The 22,207-nt window shown below is 59.3% G+C and carries 16 protein-coding genes and 1 pseudogene; 8 read left to right on the forward strand and 9 right to left on the reverse strand.

Going from position 1 to position 22,207, the window contains the following annotated elements:
- Positions 1-21: 21 nt before the first annotated feature.
- Genes ACPOL_RS34650 through ACPOL_RS09625 form a run of 3 tightly spaced genes read right to left on the reverse strand, consistent with a single transcriptional unit; the run spans position 22 to position 4,550 of the window.
- Positions 22-684 carry a M1 aminopeptidase family protein gene (locus tag ACPOL_RS34650; RefSeq protein WP_236657356.1) on the reverse strand — a complete coding sequence of 221 codons (663 nt, stop codon included), beginning with the start codon at positions 682-684 and terminating at the stop codon, positions 22-24.
- On the reverse strand, positions 662-3,652 hold the full coding sequence (locus tag ACPOL_RS09620; RefSeq protein WP_236657357.1) for an ABC transporter permease/M1 family aminopeptidase: 2,991 nt from the start codon (positions 3,650-3,652) through the stop codon (positions 662-664). The genes ACPOL_RS34650 and ACPOL_RS09620 overlap by 23 nt, the downstream gene beginning before the upstream one ends.
- Before the next feature lie 16 nt (positions 3,653-3,668).
- Positions 3,669-4,550 (reverse strand): ABC transporter ATP-binding protein, encoded by an 882-nt coding sequence (locus ACPOL_RS09625; protein WP_114206872.1) that lies wholly within the window; start codon positions 4,548-4,550, stop codon positions 3,669-3,671.
- Between the two features lie 265 nt (positions 4,551-4,815).
- Here ACPOL_RS09625 and pyrR point away from each other — a divergent pair, with 265 nt between their 5' ends.
- From pyrR to ACPOL_RS09640, 3 genes are all read left to right on the forward strand, one after another.
- Entirely contained in the window at positions 4,816-5,391 is a 576-nt protein-coding gene (gene pyrR, locus ACPOL_RS09630; protein ID WP_114206873.1) for a bifunctional pyr operon transcriptional regulator/uracil phosphoribosyltransferase PyrR, read from the forward strand.
- A gap of 112 nt (positions 5,392-5,503) precedes the next feature.
- A complete protein-coding gene (locus tag ACPOL_RS09635) occupies positions 5,504-6,658 on the forward strand; it encodes an aspartate carbamoyltransferase catalytic subunit (protein WP_114206874.1) in 1,155 nt (384 codons plus the stop codon).
- On the forward strand, positions 6,655-7,971 hold the full coding sequence (locus ACPOL_RS09640) for a dihydroorotase (protein WP_114206875.1): 1,317 nt from the start codon (positions 6,655-6,657) through the stop codon (positions 7,969-7,971). The genes ACPOL_RS09635 and ACPOL_RS09640 overlap by 4 nt, the downstream gene beginning before the upstream one ends.
- A gap of 101 nt (positions 7,972-8,072) precedes the next feature.
- Here the strand turns inward: ACPOL_RS09640 and ACPOL_RS09645 are convergent, their stop codons facing one another.
- Positions 8,073-8,504 carry a DUF2085 domain-containing protein gene (locus tag ACPOL_RS09645; protein ID WP_161557277.1) on the reverse strand — a complete coding sequence of 144 codons (432 nt, stop codon included), beginning with the start codon at positions 8,502-8,504 and terminating at the stop codon, positions 8,073-8,075.
- 16 nt (positions 8,505-8,520) lie between these two features.
- Complete coding sequence (gene glyA, locus ACPOL_RS09650) at positions 8,521-9,816, reverse strand: serine hydroxymethyltransferase (RefSeq protein ID WP_114206877.1); 1,296 nt, start codon at positions 9,814-9,816, stop codon at positions 8,521-8,523.
- Between the two features lie 314 nt (positions 9,817-10,130).
- On the opposite strand from glyA, the gene ACPOL_RS09655 reads away from it, so the two are divergent.
- Entirely contained in the window at positions 10,131-12,431 is a 2,301-nt protein-coding gene (locus ACPOL_RS09655) for a beta strand repeat-containing protein (protein WP_114206878.1), read from the forward strand.
- 286 nt (positions 12,432-12,717) lie between these two features.
- Here ACPOL_RS09655 and ACPOL_RS09660 read toward each other — a convergent pair whose 3' ends face one another.
- From ACPOL_RS09660 to ACPOL_RS09675, 4 genes are all read right to left on the reverse strand, one after another.
- Entirely contained in the window at positions 12,718-13,977 is a 1,260-nt protein-coding gene (locus tag ACPOL_RS09660) for an alpha/beta fold hydrolase (RefSeq protein WP_114206879.1), read from the reverse strand.
- A 9-nt stretch (positions 13,978-13,986) separates the two neighbouring features.
- The gene (gene alr, locus ACPOL_RS09665; RefSeq protein ID WP_114206880.1) at positions 13,987-15,207 is read right to left on the reverse strand and encodes an alanine racemase; all 1,221 of its coding nucleotides are present in this window, start codon (positions 15,205-15,207) and stop codon (positions 13,987-13,989) included.
- Positions 15,208-15,451: 244 nt separating this feature from the next.
- The gene (locus ACPOL_RS09670; protein ID WP_114206881.1) at positions 15,452-15,748 is read right to left on the reverse strand and encodes an HU family DNA-binding protein; all 297 of its coding nucleotides are present in this window, start codon (positions 15,746-15,748) and stop codon (positions 15,452-15,454) included.
- Between the two features lie 282 nt (positions 15,749-16,030).
- A complete protein-coding gene (locus tag ACPOL_RS09675; RefSeq protein ID WP_236657358.1) occupies positions 16,031-16,810 on the reverse strand; it encodes a DUF2461 domain-containing protein in 780 nt (259 codons plus the stop codon).
- Between the two features lie 132 nt (positions 16,811-16,942).
- Between ACPOL_RS09675 and ACPOL_RS33490 the strand changes: the two genes are divergently transcribed.
- The 4 genes and pseudogenes from ACPOL_RS33490 (at position 16,943) to ACPOL_RS09700 (ending at position 22,176) form a co-directional block, all read left to right on the forward strand.
- On the forward strand, positions 16,943-17,311 hold the full coding sequence (locus ACPOL_RS33490; RefSeq protein ID WP_161557278.1) for a L,D-transpeptidase scaffold domain-containing protein: 369 nt from the start codon (positions 16,943-16,945) through the stop codon (positions 17,309-17,311).
- A complete protein-coding gene (locus tag ACPOL_RS09680; protein ID WP_236657359.1) occupies positions 17,259-18,695 on the forward strand; it encodes a L,D-transpeptidase family protein in 1,437 nt (478 codons plus the stop codon). The genes ACPOL_RS33490 and ACPOL_RS09680 overlap by 53 nt, the downstream gene beginning before the upstream one ends.
- 506 nt (positions 18,696-19,201) lie before the next feature.
- A pseudogene (locus tag ACPOL_RS09695) lies at positions 19,202-20,962 on the forward strand (ice-binding family protein).
- Positions 20,963-21,111: 149 nt separating this feature from the next.
- On the forward strand, positions 21,112-22,176 hold the full coding sequence (locus tag ACPOL_RS09700; RefSeq protein WP_114206885.1) for a cobalamin-independent methionine synthase II family protein: 1,065 nt from the start codon (positions 21,112-21,114) through the stop codon (positions 22,174-22,176).
- Positions 22,177-22,207 lie beyond the last annotated feature (31 nt).

The raw sequence follows: 22,207 nt of genomic DNA on the forward strand, positions 1-22,207 counted from the left end.
GGCTCGCTTCCGTTGAAGCAGTTACGGCTTGCCCACGTCGATCATGTTGTCATCCGAGATCCGATCGATCAGCTTGTTGTATGGATCGATCCCCGCCCGCGTCGGCATCTGGTCCACAACCACTTCAAAGGTCTGTCTCGGCTGCGTGATCTTTTCCTTTTTCAAGGACAGCGGCTGTTCGTGGTCTTTTTTCCCCGTAAAAACGCCGATATCGACGTAGTCGTTCAGCACCATAGGCGTCTCATTGCCGCTACCGTCGGCTTTGAACTTCTTCGACTCGACCGTCAATACGACCTTGTATCTCTTGTCCGCCGTTGGGGTTACGGTCGCCGTGACCGCCTTGTTGTCGTAAAGCACGATCGACTCGAAGGCATCAGTGATGTAGTACTGCAGCTCCGGCGGAGTCTGATCGCGGAGCGCCTGCACCAGCTGCCGCGTGTCGGGATAGGGCCCGCTCCGCGAATCGGTCGCATTTGCATAACGGTACTCCATCAAGAAATTACGCAGCGCCAGATTTAGCTTGTCCTCGCCGATGTAGTCGGAGAGCGCGTAAAGCACCAGTGATCCCTTCTGATACCAGACATATGCCTCTCGCTGCACCAGGTCGAGCGGGGTCTCCTTGATGCTCTCGCCCGCTCTGCCGCGCAAGTAGCCATCCAGCTCATGCTTGAGAAATTTGCGCATCTGATAGTCGCCATACCTCTTTTTGCATCACTCGTAGTGCCGAGTATTCCGCAAGCGATTCCGACATCATGTTCGAACCCGCCACCCGTCCCCCGATCAACTGGTGACCCCACCATTGATGGGCCAGCTCATGGGCGGTGACGAAGTAAGTCATGTCGATATCCTCCGGCCCCGGCGGCCGCGTGAAGAAGCCAAACTCGGCAAAGGGAACTGTATTTGGAAACGATTGCGCAAAGGTCCGATAGCGAGGAAATTCCAGGATGCGGAACTGCCGGAACTGGTAGGGGCTGAAGTTCTTTTCGTAATACGTTAAACCTGCCTTGCTTGAGGCAATCATGTCGTCTACATCGTAGAGATGGGCCGGGGCCGAATAGACTTCAATATTGATCTTCCCCTCCGCGCCAGGAAAGCTGTCGCGCTTCACGGCATAGCGGCCAGAGACGTAGGCGAAGAAGTCGAGCATCCTGACGTTTCCCATGTCGTACTCGTAGTAGTGCCGCCCATTCTCATGCCACTCCCGCTGCGGGTAACCCGGCGCCAGCGCCACCTGGTGGTCCGACGTACTCACCGTCGTCCGGTAGGAGATCCAGTCGGAATACGGCGTGAAAAGATTGGTGACGCTGCCTACCGCGTCGCCTCGCGCGGGAAGGTCCGAAACTGGTCCAAGATGTTCATCCCGGCGGCGGCGGGGGTCGGTCAATTCGTTGTCTGGGTTGTAGCCGATCGTCGGGAAGTAGCCAGAGTCGAAAAAGGTGCCGCTATAAGCAAGCTCCGGACGCTCGTTTCCATCCGTGAACCCGTGGGTCGCGTAGCCCACATTGAAATTCATGTTGATCTTTTCCCCGGGCGCCAAGGGCTGCTCGAGCGCGTAGATGCTATAAAGATTTCTGGCGCTCGACGAAACCAGATGAAAGGGTCGATCGAAGACTACCTTTGATATAGATTGTTGCCCGTTCACGATATGGACAGTCGTGATCGGAACAGTGGTTTTATTCTGTAACAGAAAGTGTCCGGTTCCTGAGAAAGCGCGTCGCTCCGGAAAGATGTCGATGGCTGCATCGACCGCGATGATCTTCGGCTGCGGAATGCCCTCGTATTTCTTGAACTTCCGCTCATAATCCGCCTGTATGTCACGTCTCGCCTTCGCGTTGAGATATTCATTCAACACATGGGCGTTGTAGTAATACCAGCAGCCGCTCCCGATTGCGATCAGCAGGAACAGTCCTCCTACGGGGACAAGCCGCCGCGCCCGCTCGCGCGCCAGCCGAAGCCGCGCCTTCCAGGAATCGTCTGGCCCCCGCAACGCGAACACAATCGAGATCACACCCAACACTGCCGAGATCGATAGCCAATACGTAATCGACCAGAAAAGCGCAGGCACAAAATGACCGTAGCCGTTCATGTCTGAATACGTGTAGGGCGGTATATTGCCGAACAGATACAACGTGTTCTCCCAGCCAAAATTGAAGAGCACAATGCTGAGAACAAAAATGCCAAGCACCAGCCCATGGGCCACGAATTTATTGCTCAGCATCGTCTGCAGAAAGAGCGCCAGCAGCACATACGTCAACACCCCGGGATAGGTGATGAGGTAGAGTTCTTTGAAGTACTCCAGCAGCTCATAGTGGTAGTAGCCCGCAATCGTCTGCATGAGCACCCCGCACAGCAGGACCACGGTCAGCAGTAAAAATTCAATTGCTGCCAAGGCCAGGAACTTCGACAGCCAGTCGGTGGACTCCCGCATCGGCAATGCGTCATGAATGCCGTCAAAGTGAGTGTCCCGCTCCCGCCAGACAAGTTCGCCCGCATACATGGTGGCCACAATCAGGAAGAAGAGGATTGCATTTCCTTCGACCGCCTGGACCATCAAGAAGGTCACGGGATAGACATCGGTATCGTTGACCTTCCCGGCAAAGTGGCCATTGATGATTGCAAAGACCACCATCACTGCAAGAATGGCCCAGAAGGGCAGTTCGCGCAGGATATTCGAAATGCGCAGCCGGGTCAGCGAGAGCAGCTGTGCCCAGGTCGTACGGGCGTCGAAAACCTGGTGTACCACCGGCAGTTTTCCGGCTAAGAGAGAGCGCCTCGGGCGAAATTCCTCCGCCTCGTTCTCCTTTGCCTTGGCAGCCCGGCGTCCCTGCGAGACTGCAGTCAGCGCTTCTACCGATAACGGGAAGAGCGCATAAACGACGACCAGCGCCGCCACTCCGACTCCCGACCAGATCAGCCGGTTATAGAGCACGACGCCGCTCCATGGAAGCAGCAGGCTGTTCTTCTCCACTACCGTCCAATAGCGCGTAACGCTATCGAAAAGCCGAAGTCCCACGGGATCGAAAATAGCCGACCAGAAATGCTCAAGCGAACGCGTAGCCCGGAAAATCACATCGGCGATCAGATACGCCATGAACACCACAACGCCCTGCAGGTAAACGATGAATATCTTGCGCGTCAGCGCCGCAATACAGAAGAACAGCGAGCCCAAGAAGAAAATCTGAATTGCCGTGATCGTCAAGAACGGCTGGACATACCACCAGAGATGTCCTCTCGCAATCCGCGTGTGGTCGGCCCACGATGCCAGCGTCCCCGCCGCCTCGCCGAAGATCAACCCGCTGAAGACCAGAAGGGTCGTCACCAGGGAACCAGTCCAGCGTCCGCCAAGATAAGCAAACTTGCTGATCGGCTTGGTGAAGATCAGTTGATAAGTGTCGCGCTGAAAATCGCGCAGGATCGACGTCCCAAAGATCGCCGCAATCACAATGATGCCAAACAGGCTGAAGAGGATCTGCAAGAGCGTCGTCGAGAACGGCCCATTCAGGAGGATCTTGTCATTCCCGACGTTGATGAAGTCTTCCGCCGCAATCGATAGAAAGCTCAGGAAAAACCACATCGCGAAATAGACATAGGTTGAAGGACTCTTCAACCGGAATTTCATCTCGAAGGAGAAAAATTCCCAGAACTGTCCCATCGGTCACTCCTCGAAATCAGTTCTTCACTTGCCGGGCAAGGTTGAGAAAATAGACATCTTCAAGGTCCGACTCGACGGCTCTGAAACCTTCTGCCGGAGAGCTGTCGGCATAAACCCGCACCTCATGAAGCCCACCCACCAGATGCGTCGAGATGACTTGAAGCGCCTGCTCCATCTCTAGCACTTCCTGGTCGGTCGCCACGACCTTGCTCCACATGCGCCCCTTGAGCGCGTCGAGCGACTCGGCCGGCGACCCCTCCAGCAGCACTTCGCCATTGCTGATGATCGCCATGCGCGGGCAAAGCTCACGGACGTCATCCACGATATGCGTCGACAAAATGACCGTGACATTGTTAGCGATTGAACTCAGCAGGTTCAGAAAGCGGTTTCGTTCGGCGGGATCGAGCCCGGCCGTAGGCTCGTCCACGATAATCAGCTTGGGGTTGGCTAACAGCGCCTGGGCGATGCCGAACCGCTGTTTCATACCGCCCGAGTAGGTGCTCAGCGCCTTCTTCCGCGCCTCCCACAAGTTGGTCTGCCTCAGCAGCGTATCCACCATGTCTCTGCGTTCCGTACTGCTGCTGATCCCCTTTAGTACTGCCAGGTGGGTGAGCATGTCCAACGCCGACAGCTTCGGATAAACTCCAAACTCCTGCGGCAGGTACCCCAGTAGCTTGCGGACCGCGTTTTTTTCTTTCAGCACATCGATGCCGTCGAGAGAGATGGTTCCGCTATCGGGATCCTGCAGCGTTGCCACCGTCCGCATCAAGGTCGATTTGCCCGCCCCGTTCGGCCCCAACAAACCAAACATGTTGTTGCCGATGGTCAGGGAAAGGTTTTTAAGCGCCTTTACCCCATTTGGATACGTCTTCGATAACCCCGTAATGGTTAGCGCCAAGTGAATTCCCCTTTATGGATCTCGTGCTGATACGCTGCAACAATGTCCTGGGCCGAAGGTGCAACCAGCTTACAACGAAGTGGGTCGACGAGCTTCTAAAACTGTCGAGTTGCAGCGCTCCTGATTCCGGGCAGTACGTGAAACCGTGGGCACCAGTTCCAGGCGGAACGAGCACGAACCGAAACTGCCTATTCTCGGAGAACGATTGCTTTGCCTCTCGACTTGCTCTGCGGGTAGAAGCCTCGTATCATCCGGCGAGAGAGCTATGACAGAGAAAACCCCAGACACCAAACCCATTCTGCGCGAAAAGTGCAGGTTGATGTCGGCATCCGAGATCGAGCGGACCCTGGTTCGGCTCGCCCACGAGATTATCGAGAAGAACAATGGCGGCCACAATGTCGGTCTGGTAGGCATTAAGCGGCGCGGCGTCCCGATTGCTGAGCGCTTGGCGAAAATCATCAGCGCCATTGAAAGAACACCCGCACAAAGCGGCATCCTGGATATCCGCTTCTACCGCGACGATCTCTCCACTCACGATCTCCGCCCGGTCGTGAGCCCTGGGGCTATCGGCTTTGATGTCAACGGTCGCGACATCGTCCTGGTCGACGATGTGCTTTACACTGGCCGGACCATCCGCGCTGCACTCGATGCGCTCTTCGATCATGGCCGTCCCCGGCGCGTCCAGCTGCTGGTCCTGATCGACCGCGGCCACCGCGAATTGCCCATCGAAGCTACCTTCGTCGGGCGCACCGTCCAGACCACGCAACGCGAAATCGTCGAAGTCAAACTGCAGGAAATCGACCAGGACGAACAGGTCTTGCTGGTCGAACGAACAGATTGAGCTTATAAGTTGAAGGGGCCTCCCCTAACGAGGAAGGCCCCGGAGTTTGCCCCGACACAAACCGACCCTTGCGCAGTTGAACCACTACTGCTTTGCCGAAGTGTGACTTCGTATGCCAACGAGACAAGCCGCTCAATCGACCTCCTCGCCAGCCCCGCGCCGGAATCTCGCGCTGGACGAAATAGCGCCCCCAAGAATCCCTCGTCCGAAGGGCTCTGTGATCTCCGTCCTCGATCTCTCCCTCGATGAAATCAGCTCCGTCCTGCAAATGGCCACGCTGCTCGAGAACGAAGATCCGCTGCTGCGCATGAAGCGCCTGCTGAAACGGCGGGTCGCGCTGCTTTTCTACGAGTCGAGCACTCGCACCCGGACCTCTTTCGAACTAGCGGCCAAGAGCCTGGGCGCGGATACCGCCCTCATCAGCTCGCAATCCTCGAGCATCGAAAAAGGCGAATCGCTCAAAGACACCGGCATCACCCTGAAGGCGCTCGGCGCGGAGTGCATCATCCTGCGCCACCTCTCCTCGGGCGCACCCTATCTGCTCGAGGCTGCCACCGGATTACCCATCCTCAACGGCGGCGATGGCACCCATGAGCACCCTTCGCAAGCGCTGCTCGACCTCCGCACTCTGCTCGCCCACTTTAAAAAAGGACCAAGCAACAGCGGCCAAAGCGCCCTTACGGAAACGACCCTCGACGGAGTGACGGTCGCCATCGTCGGCGACATCCTGCATAGCCGCGTGGCGCGCTCGAACGCCCTCCTGCTTCCCAGGCTAGGAGCTCAGGTCGTCCTCTGCGGTCCACCCGCCCTGCTTCCCGAAGTAGCCGCGAACCTTGGCCCCGGCATCACTATAGAGCGCGACTTCGATAAAGCTCTCGCAGCTTCGCAAGCCGTCATGATGCTTCGGATCCAGGCCGAACGCCTCTCCGGCCTCCATCTCGATCTCGAAGATTACAAGGGCCGCTACCAGGCCAACCAGCCGAGAATGGCCGCTTTTGCCCCGAACGCGCTTCTTCTACACCCCGGTCCAATCATCCGCGGCCTTGAAATCACCAGCGAAGTTGCCGACGGGCCGCAATCCTTGATCGCCGAGCAAGTACGTCACGGAGTCGCCATCCGCATGGCCCTCCTCGCCAGAGCACTCGGCGCCTCGGCGCCCGAATCGATTACGAACGCCGCATCCGCCAAGATCTCTAGCGAACCGGTAAAAAACGGCGCCAAGAAGCCTGTCCCCAGCAAGCCGGCAAAGAAGGCGAGGCCCGCATGAGCTCCACTCTGATCCGCGGCGGGCGTCTCGTCGATCCCGCATCCGGCATCGATGCCGAACGCGACCTGCTCCTGCGTGATGGCCGCGTCGCCGCCGTCGAAGCCCCAGGGAAACTCAAGACCGCCGCCAAGCAAGAGGCTGCCGAAGTCATTGATGCCACAGGCCTGGTCGTCGCTCCGGGACTGGTCGATATTCACGTCCATCTCCGCGAACCCGGTCAAGGCTATAAGGAGACCATCGCCACCGGGACCGCCGCGGCAGCAGCAGGTGGGTTCACCAGCGTCTGCGCCATGCCCAACACCATCCCCGTCAATGACTCGCCCGAGACCACCCGCTGGATGCAGAGTCCCGAGCGCGGGGCAAAGATTCGCGTCTTTCCCATTGCCGCCGCCACCCGCGGTAGCATGGGCGAGAAGCTGACCGAATACGGCTCTCTCAAAGCGGCAGGCGCGGTGGCCGTCACCGACGACGGCAAGCCCATCCTTGGCGAGGCCATCATGCATCAGGCGCTCACCGTGGCTTCCCGCGCTGGGCTGCCCGTCATTCAACATGCCGAGGATACCCGGCTTACTGGCGGCTGTTCGATGAATGCCGGTGCGCTCGCCTTTCGCATGGGACTGCGTGGTATGCCGGTCGAGGCCGAATCTTCGCTCGTCGAGCGTGACCTCCGCCTGCTTGCTAACTTAAATGGCGCCCGCGGGCACCTCCATGTCGCCCATCTTTCCACCGCCGCTGCTCTCGAAGCTGTCCGCAAAGCCCGCCGGAATGGCCTCCACGTCACCTGCGAGGTCGCGCCGCATCACTTTCTGCTCACCGAGCAGGAAGTGGGAAACTACAACACCAATGCCAAGATGAATCCCCCACTGCGCGCTCCGGCCGATCGCGACGCCATGCTGCAAGGCATTCTCGATGGTGTGGTCGACTGCATTGCCACCGACCACGCTCCCCACGCCGCCCATGAGAAGGAGCAGGAATTCGAGCGCGCTCCGAACGGCATCACTGGTCTCGAGACCGCACTAGGTTTGTCACTGCAGCTGTTACATAAGGCAAACCGGCTTCCCATCGGCCGGGTCATCAACCTGCTCAGCACCCAACCGGCGGCTGTATTGGCACTCAAAGGGCGCGGGACGCTCGCTGTCGGCGCCTTCGCCGACGTGGTGATCTTCGATGCCAGGAAAGAATGGGTCTTCCACGCCGCCCTCTCCAAATCGAAGTCGAAGAACACTCCCTTCGACGGCTGGACAATGCTGGGAGAGGTCCGCTGGACGATCAGCGAAGGACGAATCGCCTACCAAAGCGGACCGGCAACGTAGCCAGAAGACAGGGTGTCCGATTAAGTGTGGGGGATTCAGGCGATGTCCCATTCAAGCCATCGGCTTGAATGGAATAGCAAGGGAGTTAGACCCCCATTCCTTCACGCCAGCACAGTAGATCTCTCGGCGTCTCGCTCCGCCGACAACATCGCTCCCACGGCAACGCCAAACCCTGCGCCTATTAGTAACCGAGGCAGTGGCAAATTACCGTGGAGACCCAAAGACTCCGCCGCTACGTCAGCGCAGTTCGCCGCCAAGCCCCATGCCAGCGCTCGGATCGCTACCCCGTACTTCAACCGAAGCAGGCTCCCGACTGCTGTTCCCGAGTAAATGCCCAGGCAGCGGACGCACACTGCCATTCGCGCCCCGAAGAATGAGAAGCTACGGTCCGCATGTTGGTGACAGAGCTTGCTGAAAAAGGCAAAAATCGCCAGCCGCAGGACGCCCGTACCGCCCGCCCAAGGCCACGCCGCGGCAATAGCCAGAGCGACGAGCGCGGAGGCGGCAAAGAAGATCACCCAGCGAGCTGACATTGGATTGAGTTCAGTTTTATCGCGCCCCGACGGTCTGCGGTTCCCGCAGCCAGCCGTAAAGCGGGAACTGTTCTGCCAGTTCCAGCACCTGGCCGCGAATCCTGCGCAGTGCCTGGGCATCTTCGTGATGCGCCAGCGCCTCGGCAATCCACCTGCCAACGATCCGCATCTCCGCTTCCTTCATGCCGCGCGTCGTCAACGCCGGCGTCCCAATGCGGATGCCGCTCGGCTTCATCGGCGGGTTCGTATCGAACGGAATCGCGTTCTTGTTCACCGTGATCCCGGCTTCATGCAGCGCCGTCTCCGCCTGGCTGCCGAACATCTGTCCCCCACCCGGCCGGCCAAAGACGTCGATCAGCATGAGGTGAGTGTCGGTTCCGCCGCTCACCACCCGGAAGCCCTCACTCGCCAGCGTCTCTGCCAGCACTTTGGCATTGGCCACAACCTGCCGCGCGTATTCCCGGAACTCCGGCCGCAGCGCCTCGCGGAAGGCAACTGCCTTTGCCGCAATCACATGCACCAGCGGGCCGCCCTGCTGCCCGGGAAAGACACACTTGTCGATGGCCGCGGCGAACTGCTGCTGCGAAAGAATCATACCCGAACGTGGTCCGCGGAGGGTTTTGTGGGTCGTTGTCGTCACGATATGCGCATGCGGCACCGGCGAAGGATGCGCGCCGCCGGCGACCAACCCGGCAAAGTGCGCCATATCGATCAATAGGAGCGCCCCAACCTTGTCGGCGATCTGCCGCATCCGCGCAAAGTCAAAGATCCGCGGATAAGCGCTGCCGCCGCCAATGATCAGCTTCGGACGCTCGCGCTCGGCGAGCGCTTCCAGTTCGTCGTAATCGATCACTTCACTCTCGCGCTGGACACCATAGGAGACCACGCGATAAAGCTTCCCTGAAAAATTCAGCTTATGGCCATGCGTCAAGTGGCCGCCGTGCGCTAAATCCAGCCCCAGGATCGTGTCGCCAGGACTCAGAACTGCCATGAACGCCGCGGCATTGGCCTGCGATCCGGAATGCGGCTGCACATTCGCGTGGTCGGCGCCAAACAGCTCCTTAGCCCGGTCACGCGCCAGGTTCTCGACCACATCGGCGTATTCACAACCGCCATAGTAGCGTTTGCCCGGGTAGCCCTCGGCATACTTGTTGGTGAATACCGAACCAGCCGCCTCCAGCACTGCCTGGCTGACAAAATTCTCCGAAGCAATCATCTCCAGCCCTTCATGCTGGCGGCGGATCTCGTGATCGATGGCGGTCGCAATGGCGGGGTCGGATTCGGCGAGAGTGAGGCTCAGGCGGTCGGTCATAGGATTAGTTTAGCTGTTTTAAATGCTTTTTCTGAACCCCTTTTTCACCCTGCACATCTTTCGATCGGCCCCTCCTCGCCAGAATTTCCGGCATAAAAGCAATCGAAATGAAATTCCGTTGCCGGAATAGCAGAAAAGTGCGCCCTGGTTACCTCCTATGGCCTTGCCTCCACGATTCTTCTCAATCCGATAGACATGCCGAGCTTGATTGTGCAAGACTCGTGAACCTGAGACAGCAGTAATCGAGAACGTGCTGCTTCAGACAATCCCGTGGTACATGAGGTGGGTTACCCCTCATCGGAGGTCAGGCCCTTATGTTGTTACCTACGTTCCGTTTTGTGTGCGGTGTTTTCCTCTCAGCGCTAGTCGTCGGTTGCGGCGGCGGCGGCAGCAAAAGCAATCCCACCCCCCCACCTGTCGCCACCCTCGCCATTACCACCGCCGCAACCCTGACCGCCGGAACGGTCGGCACCGCGTATACCGCTACCCTGGCCGCAAGCGGCGGCACCGCTCCATATACCTGGACAATCAGTGCCGGCACGCCGCCTGCAGGCCTCACCTTGAGCAGCGCCGGCGCCCTGACCGGGACCCCGACCACTGCCGGCTCCAGTTCCTTCACCATCAAAGTGACTGATTCGGAAGCTACACCCCAGACCGCGACCCTGGCCGCGACCCTGGTGATCAATGCGGCCCCGCCACCGCCGATCACCATCACCCCGACCACGCTTACAGCTGGAATTCTCGGCACTCCCTACGTCGCGAACTTGACGGCGACCGGCGGCACCGCGCCCTATACGTGGTCAGTCGCCAGCGGATCTCTACCGGCAGGCTTGACCCTGGCCCCCACGACCGGCATCATCTCCGGTACACCTACGGCCGCTGGACAGAGTTCCTTTACGGTGCAGGTGACCGACTCGTCCGCAACACCGCTAACCGGCACCCAGGCGCTGACCCTGCAAATTAACACCGCGACATTGGCGATCTTGTCTACTTCGCTGCCTGCGGGCAATGTGGGTAGCCCCTACACCGATCAGCTGGCCGCCACTGGCGGAGTAGCCCCCTACACCTGGACCGCGGCCGGCGCACTGCCGACCGGTCTTTCTCTCAGTGCGGCAGGGCTGCTCAGCGGCACTCCGGGAACCGCCGGAACCACGACCGTCGCCCTGACCGTGACCGACGCAGCGAATAACACCGCCACGGCCAACCTCACCTTGACCATCAACGCAGCCACTGGCACCGTCCCCGACGGTCATTATGTCTTCGTCTTTGCGGGAACCGCTCCGCAAGGTACGCCGCCTACTTCCAACGGGGTCGCCATCAACGGAACGTTCACCATCCAATCGGGCGCTATCCAGAATGGCTACTTCGACGAGAATACGAACACCAACCCGGCAGTGACCGAGCAAGCTATCACCGGCGGCACGCTAACCAGCGGCGCCAATGGGCTAGGTCAGCTCGTGCTCACGACCTCTACCTTGACCATGACCTTTGAGCTGGCTATCCCCGCTTCGGTCTCCGCCGGCGGTTCCAGCCCGATACGCATGATCGAGTTCGACGATGCTACCGGTACCGGGATGCGTGGTTCTGGCACGTTGCTCCCGGCCCTGGCCAGCCCGACCGCCGCCGCCATCACCGGCAACTATGCATTCCTCTTCAGCGGGGCCGATATCGATCAGAACCAGCAAGCCCTGATCTGCTCCTTCCAGACGGATGGAGCCGGGAACATCACCAACGGGAAGGCGGACGCCAATCAGTACGGCGGTACGCTCGCCAGTTGGAGCACGCTGACCGGAACTTACGCCGTGGATGGCAATGGCCGCGGCACCCTGCAAATCGTCCTGGGAGGCACCGCCTTCCACTTCAGCTTCTATCAGGTATCGCCCACCGAATGGGTGGTCATCTCGCTCGATCCAGCCACCCTGAACTCGCCACTCGTTAGCGGTACCGTCCTGCAGCAAACCGGCGGTCCGTTCAGCACGGCCTCCATTCCAACGACCTCCGTCCTTGAGATCGAAGGCCTGGCGCCGGTCTCCTCCGGCACCACTCCCGACATCACTCTCGGCATCGCCACCTCCAACGGCAGCGGCGCCGTGACCTTTAACTTCGACGAATACGCAGGCAGCCTGTCGCCCGGCGGAACTTTCTCGGTGAACTACGCCGTCGACCCAACCACTGGGCGTGCGGCCTCCACCGGGACTACCGCTCAGCCCATCCTCTACATCATCAACAGCACATCGGCGTTCCTTCTCGGACCGGACAGATCGGCCAGCTCCGGCATCATCGAGGCGCAGACCGGAGCGCCGTTCACCACCGCCTCCTTCAACGGGAACTACCTCGGCGGCAGCCTGCCCTTGGTCAATACTTCGGTATTGAACGAAGCGGGTCTGGTGGCGACAGATGGCGCCGGCAACATCACGTTCACCACCAACCGCAGCAGCAGTACCGGGTTAACCTCCTACCAGAGCGTCGCCGGCACCTATGCCGTCGGCACCAATGGCCGCGTGGTTGTAACCACCCCGGATAACCTAACCCGTATCTTCTACATCGTGTCGCCAACCAAGGTCGCCTATGTCACCAGCGATGGAGGAGGCTATTTGGGCACCTTCCAGCAGTAGCGAATGACTTGTTAGTTGGGTTGGCCCCTGTTCCATACTGGACCAGGGGCCAACCTGACGTAGCTGCCGTGTGCAATTCTCCAAAAGTGTTTCAGGAAAAGCCGAGCAGAAAGGCCAGTTTTAGTGGCTGTGCCGCGCTTAAAACTGTTGGGTCGTCGGGAACAAAAGTGCAGGATCCGCGTGGCCAGCGACTTGCACGCGGGCCACACTGCTCAATTCTTCTTCCATGGAATCAAGGGTTCGCAAGCTACCGGACCTTGCTCCGAAGCCGTCTCTCTGGCTTGCTCTAATCGACAGCCATCTCGTGCAGGTGCTCGTTGTGTCGCGCTCCCGCAGTTGGCTGCGCTTCCCGAATCGACCTGAACGCCGAGTAAACAAAGGATCCCAGATACCACCCGTCGATGAACTTATACGGCGTCTCGCCAGTCGTATAGTGGCCGCACGGAAGCACCTTCGAGACGAAGTCCAGACCAGCAGCGCGAAACCTCTCCAGCACCTGCAGCGAGAACTCTGCGCGAAATGTCAGATCGTAGGTGGCATGCACCACCAGCACCTTCTTCGTGGCCGCGGCGAACTTTTCCAGGTAGGAAATCGGGCTGATGCACCGCCATAACTCCGCCAAACCGGCTTGCGTCATCACCGGCTCGAGCGCCTCGCGAATATGGCGCGTGCTCTGCCCGGTCCACACCACGTCGCCGAAATTCATCGCCGCATGGTTGAATGCATTCACCCGCAGCCGGGCGTCATGCGCGCTGGCGATGAAGGCATAGCACGAACCCAGGCTCGTGCCCAGCACGCCGAACTGCTCGTATCCTTCCGACTCGAGCCAATCGAGGCAGCAGCGGATATCGATCACCGCCTGGCGGCACGCCGAGATCGTGCGTCCGATGTTGGCGCTCACCGCATAGTCGGACCGCTCCAACTCCGCCGGCCGTCGGATGTCATGGTAAGGCTTGCTCAACCGGAGCGCCGAGATGCCGAACCGGTTGAACAACGCACAGAGGGCGTTATGGCTGAAGGCGTCCGCGTTCCACTGCGGCATCACGATGATCGCCTGCTTGGGCTTTCCTGCCTGTTTCTCAGCAGTTGCCGGGTACCACCGCGCGTTGACCTGATCGTTCTCCGGGTGCATCGTTCGCACCGGCGAGGTAAATCGCAGGAACTGCGCCTTGGCCAGCTTTCCCGCCGCTGCTCGCTGCCGCAGCGTGGCGTCTTTCTGCAGCGTCTCCGGCCGCACATTGGTCGGAAATAGCTGCGGATGCCGCTCCTCTAACCGGAAATCGTCAGGCGTCCGGTAGCCGAAGAAGGTGTCGCTGTTCTCGACAATATCCGCGCCCAGGCGCAGCATGGCTTGTTGTGCGGCGCTATCAGTCGGCGATGGCAATTGGCTCGGCCCAAACAGCTTTGACCGAAGATTACGCCGGTCGATATAGTCGTCGAGCCAGTCGAACCCCCATTCCAAGGGGCGAACGATCCGGTTTTCGTCCCGGGTCGTCAGCGCCGTCTCCCAGCGGTACATCCAGTCTGCGTAAACCTTGCGAAGCATACTCTCAGTTTAGTCGACCGGCACCCGCGGCACGCGTTCGGCGATGTCGCAGAGCACCTCGTAAGGAATGGTGCCCATGAGGTCGGCAAGCTCGTATGCGTCAATGGCCACGCCTCCTTGCTTGCCCAGGACGACCACTTCATCGCCGATCTCTACTCCGGGAATGTCCGTCACATCGACGATCGTCTGATCCATCGAAATCCGCCCTGCGATCGGCGCCCGGCGGCCGTGAACCAGCACGCTGCCGCGATTCGAAAGCAAACGGCTCAATCCATCCGCATAGCCCAACGGCAAGAGCGCCAGCCTCGTCGCACGCTCTGCACGGAAGGTCGCGTTATAGCCTGCTCCCTCACCCGGCCCAATCGTGCGCAGCGAAGTCACTCGCGTCTTCCAAGCAAGCACGGGAAAGAGTCCGCTCCCGGCCATCCGACCATCCGCTTCCAGTTCTCCCGCTCCACTGAAGCGCGGGGCATAGCCATACAGCGAGAGCCCAGGACGCAGCATCAGCTGCGCTCCAATCCGCGCCGCCAATTGCCGCAGCGGCTCGATCTGTTCCCCCTCGAGTAGCGTCGCCGAGTTGCCCGCATGAATCCACCGCGGCCGAAGCCCCGATGCGGCAATCAACTCGATCGCCATTTCGAGACAAGACCTCTGCCGCTTCGTATCCTCGCCGTCTATAACTTCGGGCGCGCTGAAATGAGTCGCAACGCCCTCCAACCGCAGCGCCGGACTGGCACGCAGTCTCTCCAGAATCGCGCCCACTTCCTTCCCCTGCGGATCCGGGATGGGAACGCCCTGCCGCGACATCCCGGTATCGATCTCCAGATGCACGGCGATCGAACCATCCGGTATAGAACGCTGTTGTGTGGCGTTCTCCAGTAGGTCCAGATGAAAACGCTCCCAGATCAGCGGGGTAAGGCGATGCTCGAGGATCGCGTCTGCCTCGCCATGCCAGAGGCCTGACATCACCAGGATGCTCGACTCCGGACACACTGCCCGCGCACGTACACCCTCCTCGACCGAGGTCACACCAAGCCAGTCCGCACCGGCGCCGGCGAGCAGCGGAGAGCACACCCGCAGCCCGTGCCCATAGGCGTCTGCTTTCACGACGGCCAGGACCTCAACACTCGCTCCAGCAGAAACATGCTCCCTCGCAAGCCGGCGAAGCTCCAGATAGTTCGCAATCAAGTTGTGACGGGAGATTTCAGCCCAGACAGGACGAGTGTGCATGAGAAGTTTGCAATGAAGACTGTTTCATCCTATCGCGGGCGCGCAACCGAAAGCTGGGTGCCGTTCCCGAACCGGGCACGGAATGCCCCACGCGGCGCGAAAATACCTCGAAAAAGAAAGGGGGAGATGGCTGCAAGTCCCTCTCCCCTTAGACGCTTCTAACCTGCCGCTTTCCGATCTTCCGTCGGTACGCGGTGCCTCCGTTGTTGCAACTCGATCCCCAAACTAATTCTTCGAGGAGGAACTACTTTTTCGGCGGAGCGATGACGTCTTTGGCGGCCTTGGCCACGCGGAACTTCACCACCGTCTTCGCCTTGATCTTGATCTGCTCGCCGGTCTGCGGGTTGCGGCCGATGCGCGCCTTGCGCTCCGCCTTCACCAACCGTCCCAATCCGGGGATGACAAAAACGCCGTTCTTCTTCGTTTCCTTAACTGCGGTCTCCGCGAGCAGGTCCAGAAAAGCTGCCGATTGCTTGTTCGTCAGTTCGAGCTTCTCTGCCAGTTGCCGCACGAGCGCTGTCTTGGTGAGTGTAGTTGCCATGGTCTTAAATTCCTCCTGTGTCGTACATTCTGCGATTCTGAATAAACTCTGCGTCACGATCCTACCTTGGTGACGGTGACTTGGTCCTGCGGAAGCCCTGTATTTACGCTGCTCCGAGAGAACCCTCGGGGTTAACGATGCGATTTTGCAAAACATTTGTCAATGGGAAAACCCCGCTTTCCACAGGTTTTCGTTGGTTTTTTTAGGTTTTTCTGGAATTTACACGTATTTAGGGTCATTTTCCCGATTTGGGCTCGATCGTGCATGTCGTCGAAGGCCGCGTCAATACAGGCCAAACAACAGCGGCCGATTCTCTTTCGGGGCCGCGATGAGCGGGCGATTCAGCCACTCGACCAGCGGCGCGGCCGTACGGAAATATGTCACGATCCTCTTCACCAGACCCGGTTTGAGTGCCTCTTCCACTGGAAGCTTCGCCATCAGCGCCCACTGCCGGCACTTCAACAGGTCCATCGCCGGATGGTCCTTCGGAAATCCCTTGGGAGGCCGCGACAGCAACTCGCCATAATCCGGCGTAAATAGCTGCCGCAGTTTCTTCCCTGCAAGCAGGCCGCGTAACTCTTCATGATGGTCGAGCAGAAATCCTCGTATCGCCATCAGCTGCTCGCGTTCCGGCATATAAACGCCCGCGGCAACCATCAACTCTTCCGCCGACAAATGCAAGTAGAATCCGCCGCCTGAGGTCTTCTCCAAGCCATGCCGCGACCACCACGCCGCTACATTCTTCTTGTAAGGAGTCTTGTCGTTCGAGAATCGCGTGTCGCGATAGATCCGCATCATGCACATCTGCGCCGGCCTGACATGGTCGGGAGCGAACTCCACCATCGCTCCGGTTACCTCCTCGATCACCTTCAGCATCGGCGCCTTCAATACCGTCTCGAACAACGGCTTGCGCGGATCGAACCAGTCGCGGCGGTTATTGCGCTTCAGACCACGGAGGAACTTCAGAGACTCTTCATTGAAGTAGGCGTTCGCCGCACTCGGCATTGGCTTCGCCGCACTCGGCCTGTCGGCCTTCTTCACGGTTGCTTTCCTGGCGTTCACGATTGCTGTCTTTGCGGCCGGCACTCCTGAATTGTAAAGGCCCCGCCAGCTCAAGCCTCAACCCTGCGAAACATGACCGCGAAAGTTCACGTGCGGCCTAGAGAGTCACATCCTGAAATGCTCTAATGAGTCATGATTTTAAGAAAGTCCAGCGTCGCGACCGGCTTGTTGCTGCTTCTTCCATGGCTCTTCGCGCTGGGTTGCCATTCGGAGGCGACCTCCCCGCAGGTCACCCATGCTTCTCAAGGCCCAGATGGAAATTCTCGCAGTGGCAGCGCCGACACCAGCGCCGCCTCGCAGCGGATTCAAGCGATCGCCTCCAGCGGAAGCCTGGCCACTCTGCACGCGCCTAACTTCTCGGACTACCAGAAGCTGGTGCAGACCTTCTATCAGTCAGCGAATTTCGCACCAGCATGGCTGCACAACGGCCAGCCTGCAGCGCCAGCGCTTGCGGTCATCGCCGCTCTCGAGAACAGCCGGCAGAAAGGGCCTGAATCCTGACGACTACGATGCTTCGCTCTGGCCGCAGCGGCTGGAGGCGTTGAAAACTTCGTCCGGCGACCCTGGCGCGCTCGCAGAATTCGATGTGGCGCTCACCGTCGGCGCGATGCGCTACATCTCCGATTTGCATATCGGGCGGATCAATCCTAAACATTTCAAGTTCGGCATCGATGTTCAGCAGAAGCTCTACGACCTGCCCTCCTTTCTCGCGCAAAACATCATCAATTCCACGGATGTGCCCGGCGCGCTGAGCAAGGTTGAACCGCAGTACGACGGCTATCGGCGCACCGCAGCGGCCCTGCAGACCTATCTTCAGCTTGCCTCCATCTATCCCGCTGGCGCGTTGCCGGAAGCGGCCAAAACGGTTGCGCCGGGGGACAACTATACGGGAGTCGAGCAGCTAATTCAGCGCCTGCAATTGTTGGGCGACATGCCGCGCGACGCGGGCGCCTCCAACCAGCCGGATTCGGAAAACTCTGCCATCTATACCGGACCGGTGGTCGACGGTGTGAAACATTTCCAGATCCGCCACGGCATCACTCCTGACGGCAAGCTGGGCAGCGAGACCATGCGCCAGCTGAACACGCCGATTTCGACCCGAATCACTCAACTTAGCGATTCGCTGGAGCGCTGGCGCTGGCTGCCCGAGAGCTTCTCGCCGCTGCCGGTCGCCGTCAATATCCCGGAGTTCGTGCTGCGCGTCTTCAACCCCGATCACAAGATCGCCTTGCGCATGAATGTGGTCGTCGGTCGCGCGCTCCGCACCGAGACCCCGGTCTTTGCCGAGGAGATGAAATACATCGTCTTCCGTCCCTACTGGAACGTGCCGCCTAGCATCGCGCGCGGTGAGACCATTCCCTCCATCCAGAAGAATCCTCACTACCTCGCTCAGAAGGGCTTTGAGATCACCGATCAAAGTGGCCGCGTCATTACCAGCGATGCAGTCAGCGCCGAAGTCCTCGCTCAGCTGCGCGCCGGCAAACTCATGGTGCGGCAGAGACCAGGGCCGGCGAACGCCCTCGGTCTCATCAAGTTCATCTTCCCCAACACCAACAATGTCTACCTGCACAGCACCCCGGCGCCCCAGCTCTTTTCGCAGTCTCGCCGGGACTTCAGTCATGGATGCATCCGCGTCCAAGAGCCCGCCGAGCTCGCCGCCTTCCTGCTCAAGGGCCAACCCAACTGGACCCTCGACGCGGTCAACGCCGCCATGCAGTCCGGTCCCGACAATCGGCAAGTCAACCTGCCTACTCCGGTTCCCGTCGTGATCGGCTACTTCACTGCCTTCGTCGAAGAGGATGGACAAGTCCACTTCTTCAGCGACATCTACGGGCATGACAAGTCGCTGAATGCCGTGCTAGCCAAGGGACCGCCCTATCCCTAGCGCTGGTGTCGGCTGTTCATGAGACGGTCTCTGAGCTTGTCGGATTTGGTTCTCTCACGCCATCCATAAACTCTGAGAATGTAAGCGGGCTTACCTTCCAAGCTCTCAACTCAGCAGCAGCTTCCTGAATGGTCTGCTCGGCTAGATGCTTACATAGCCCATTCGAGATGTAGGCACGGAGAAGAGCCTTGTAGCCGCTGAAGCCGAGAGACGGGGCGATCTCCTTTAAACGCCCGAGAACATGCTTGGGCAGGCGGAGGGAGTCAGTGACATAGGCTCATCGATTTGCCTGTTTCGCTGCATGCGTTCACAAACATTCCTAGCGTCTCAGAAACGCGACCCATATAGCTGTCATTGTCGATTTGCCATGGTAACTCTGCTCCGGACCATGTGCCGGCACAATTACCATGGTACTAACCAGTCCTCTTAGTGGCTTTACTCAGCCAAAACCATAGGCGAGTATCGTCCCTGGCTCTCGCCATGAGAGACCAGGAGATCCACTTATGATGAACCCCAATTTTCAGGTGCTTAGTTGTAGACGTTTGTCTCTCACGATCGCGGCGGCCGGAGTCTTCGGAGCGTTTCTTGTTTCTTCCTCCTTTCTCACAGCGTCCGCGCAGGTCGCCCCATCGCTAGGGTATGCAGGCAAGTTTGCGGTCCTGGGCGGTTCGGCAGTGACTAATACGGGTGCGACCGTCCTCACCGGAGACCTTGGTATCAGCCCGGGTACGACGATTACGGGATTTCCTCCGGGTAAGATCGTGAGGGGACTTACGCATACAGGGGATGCCATGGCGCTTCGCGCTCAGACTGACGCCGCGACCGCCTATAGCTAGCTGGCGACGGAGACGTGCAATACGTCCTATAGCGTGCCGACCGAGCTTGGCAGCATGACGCTGCTGCCCGGGGTTTACTGCTTCGCATCTTCAGCGCAGATCACGGGAGCGCTCACTCTCGATGGAGGCGGAAATCCGAACGCGGTGTGGGTCTTCGAAATAGGAAGCACACTCACGACTGCGGCAAATTCGTCAGTGCTGTTCATCAATAGCGGCCAGCACCGCAATGTGTTTTGGCAGATCGGCAGCTCCGCAACGGTGGGGACGGGCTCGGCATTCCAAGGTAACATGCTGGCTTCGGCAAGCATTACGCTGACGACGAATGCGACGGTGGCCGGGAGTGTCCTGGCGCTGAACGGCGCAGTGACCCTGGATACAAACATTGTTTCTACCTGCGTGTGCACTCTGCCTTATGCGCCGGTTAGCGCGACCGTGGTTAAGACGATCACCGTTGCTCCGGCGAGTGATTCAATTGCCGGTACGGCGATCGGCGCGACATTGTCGCCTGATGGGAAGTCAGTTTGGGTGGCCGGGTATAACGGCACGGCAACTCCCGGCTTTGTGTCACTGGTCGATGTAGCGAGCGAGTCCGTTGGACAGTCGATCGCGGTTGGCGCCGGTCCTTCGGATATCGCGTTTACCAATCCGGGTGGACGGGCCTTTGTGACGAACCGGTATGGCGCGAGCGTTTCGGTCGTCGATGTTGCGAACCTGACGGTGAAACAAACGATTGACCTTAGTTCCATTCCGCTACAGGCTCCTTTTGGAGTTGTTTATAAGGGCGGACATGTACTGATTACAACTCAAGGGAGTGACAATCTGGCCCCGGAGTATGACATTGAACAAAACCCGATCACACTTCACCAGGCGATCGCGCTGCCAGGCACCAGTGGCCGGCCAACTTCGATTCCGACTGGAATGGGGCGGTTTGGCAACAAGCTTCTCGTACCGGTATTTGTGGTCACGAATACGGCGACGGGAGCCGGCTATCCTGAGTTAGACGTCGTGAATCCCACAACTGCCAAGGTGGTAGGCAAGGCTTCAATGAAACGCAGCGGTTCGGTGCCGGAAGCAGTCGTGGTCAGCCCGGATGGAAAGTACGCCTATGTTTCGCTGTTCAATTCCACGGGCGGAACTGGCGGCGTCTGGGTGATTTCGCTCGATACACTGTCGACCAAGACAGTGATCCTTACTTGCGATACCGCCAACTACGGAGAGGCCATCTCAGCGGATGGAAAATATCTGCTGGTCACCGGCTTTCTTGAGGACCAGGTGGCCCTTATCGACACGGCGACCGATACCGTGGACGTGATCATCAAGGGCGGACACCAGCCCAATGCGATCGCATTGACCAACGATAATTCTCAGGCCTTTTTCACCAACCAGACGGATGGTACAGTGACGGTGGTTTCCTTTAGCCCTAGCTTGTAGACGCGCTGTTGGAGCGGGGTTGAAACAACCGAAGTGGCCCGCGAAGCAGCTTCGCGGGCCATTTCTTTTGGTCCTGGTTCGGTGGTGACGGGGAAATTCAACCCTTCGGATATTGCTGGGTTGGACGGTGGGTCGCTAGACTCGTCTCTATGACGATTCGAACTGAAGCCATTGGCAGTATTCCTCGTCCGCAGGAGTTGATTGACACGATCATCGGGCATCAGGCTGGCCGGCTGGGGCGTGAGGCGCTGGATGCGGCCTATGCCGAGGCATTGCGCGATACGATTGAGCGGTTGGAAGAGACGGGCTCTCCGGTGCTGACGGATGGAGAACAGACCAAGCCCAGTTTCGCCACGTATCCGCTTAGCGGACTCAAGAACCTTGCTCCCGACGGGGTGGCAATCCCTTTTGCAGATGGGCATGTGCGCCGGCTTCCGAGATTGACCGCGGGACCGTTTCGCTATGGCGTGCATGCGGCGGAATACCTGGCGGCGGCGCAGAAGTATACGAAGCGGCCAGTGAAACAGGCGGTGATTTCGGCGTCGGCGTTGAGCTTGCTTTATCCCGAAGATGGAGTGCCGGGGTATTCGCGGGAGTTGTTTCTGGCTGATTTGATCCATGAGGCGGAGACTGACATTCGCGGAGCTTTGGAACAGGGCGCAGCGGCGGTGCAGATCGACTTCACCGAGGGGCGGCTGTCGCTGAAGCTCGATCCGACGGGTGGGCTGCTGCGGAGTTTTGTCGAGCTTAATAACCAGGTGCTGGACCGGTTTTCGGCAGAGGAGCGGCTGAAGATCGGGGTGCATGTGTGCCCGGGCGGCGATCAGGACTCGACCCATAGCGCCGATGTGGACTACTCGGAGCTGCTGCCGCTGTTGTTCGAGATGCGGGTAGGGCGATTCTATCTGCAGATGGCGAGCGAACCGGACAAGAAGCGAATCTTGCGGCTGATCAGTCAATTGGCGAGGCCGGAACACTTGATATTCATTGGGGTGATCGATCCGATTGATCCGGTGGTGGAGACGGCGCAGCAGGTGCGCGACCGGGTGGTCGAGGCTGCATTCTTTATCCCGGGGAAGCAGTTGGGCACGACCGACGACTGCGGCTTCGCTCCCTTTGGGGACGATGTTTCCACCTCGCGCGAAAAGGCCTTCGCGAAGATCAAGGCGCGGGTGGCGGGTACGGAGCTGGCGGCGCGGGAGCTCGGATTCTGAAGGGGGAGCGCGGCCTGCGGAGGAACTTTCT

It is taken from the genome of Acidisarcina polymorpha (assembly GCF_003330725.1).
Taxonomy (GTDB): Bacteria; Acidobacteriota; Terriglobia; order Terriglobales; family Acidobacteriaceae; genus Acidisarcina; species Acidisarcina polymorpha.